General features: G+C 58.9%; 1 protein-coding gene. It reads right to left on the bottom strand.

Translation table 11 applies throughout. From position 1 onward, the window contains the following. Positions 1 to 32: 32 nt before the first annotated feature. Positions 33 to 1,393 (bottom strand): IS3 family transposase gene (locus DFP85_RS18770; RefSeq protein WP_243737349.1). Its coding sequence is split into 2 segments (ribosomal slippage): positions 33 to 937 and positions 937 to 1,393, totalling 1,362 coding nucleotides; the frame shifts between segments, so codons are not numbered across the junction. Between the last annotated feature and the right edge of the window lie 51 nt (positions 1,394 to 1,444).

Raw genomic sequence — 1,444 nt, 5'->3', positions numbered from 1 at the left:
ATGAACTGACCCCCAATAGTTGGACGGTTCATTCAGCCGGCGCCCAAGGCCTGAGTCCTGTACTGTACGGGGCTCAGGCCTTTTAGTTTCAGCTTGATGCGTTCGTGGTTGTAGTAATGGATGTACTGGTCGAGCCCTTGCTGCAACTGCTCAATGGTGTCGAACCGGTTCAGGTGGAAATACTCGGCCTTCAGGGTCCCGAAGAAGCTCTCCATGGCGGCATTGTCCAGGCAGTTCCCTTTCCGCGACATGCTGCGGAGAATCCGCTTCTCCACCACCAGGCGGCGATAGCTGGGGTGGCGATAATGCCAGCCCTGATCCGAATGGAGCAGCGGCCGATCCCCTGGCATCAGCCTGCCAAAGGCTTTCTTCAGCATACCCTTCACTAGGTCGAACACCGGGCGCGGTCCTGTCTGGAAGGCAATGATCTCTCCGTTATACAGGTCCATGACCGGTGACAGGTAGAGCTTCTGGCCATTGACCTTGAACTCGGTAATGTCCGTCACCCACCGTTGATGGGGACGCTGAGCCTGAAACCGACGCTGCAACGTATTAGGAGCGGCGTAGCCTTCCGACCCACGGTAGGCACGATATCGCTTGGGGCGAACCAGGGATTTCAACCCCAGCTGTTGCATCAGCCGCTGAACGGTCTTGTGGTTGATCGTCTCTCCTGCCTGCCGCAGAACGGCGGTGATACGCCGGTAGCCATAGCGCCCTTTGTGATGGTCATAGATCGCCCGGATACACGCCTTCAGAGAGGCGTACCGATCGTTAGCGCCCAAGACCTGGATCTGGTAGTAGAACGTGCTGCGTGGCAGCTCAGCCGCACGCAGCAGCAGAGCCAACGGATGTTCATGCCTTAACCCTTGGACGGCCTGGGCTTTTTGCCCCGCGTCACCGCCCCCTTCTCCCGGGTCAAGGCATCGAGCTTTTTTAGGTAGGCATTCTCGGCACGCAGATACGCCAACTCCTTGAGCAGCTCGTCATGGGAGCGCTCAGCATCCGGCGGGGGTGGTGGGGAAGGTGGCTTCTTGGTCATCGGGCGGCGTCCCTTGCGCTTTGGCTCCAGTGCAGTCAGACCACCACTATGGTACTGACGCTCCCACCTGCCTATGGCGCCGCGCTCGCGGATATCGAAAAGCGCCTCCGTCTGACGCCGTGACAAGCCATCTCGCCACATCGTCTCAAGGACCTGTAGCTTGAAAGCTGCGCTGCGGTGCGTGTATTTCTTGCGCAGGCCCACCACGCCATGCTGACGGTAGTTGTCCCGCCATGTCCGTACCAGGGAATGGTCCAGGCCATGCTGGCGGGCTACCTCCCTCAAGCTGGTGTCATGGTGCAAACACTGCTGTGCCACCTGCAGCTTGAACCACTCGTCGTACCGATTGCTCATAAAAACACCCCGAAGGTTGGATAGGGTGTCCAACTTTCGGGGTGCAGTTCA

It is taken from the genome of Halomonas ventosae (assembly GCF_004363555.1).
GTDB lineage: Bacteria > Pseudomonadota > Gammaproteobacteria > Pseudomonadales > Halomonadaceae > Halomonas > Halomonas ventosae.
The sequence above is the reverse complement of the archived record's forward strand: the minus strand, read 5'-3'. Positions and strand labels throughout refer to the sequence as shown.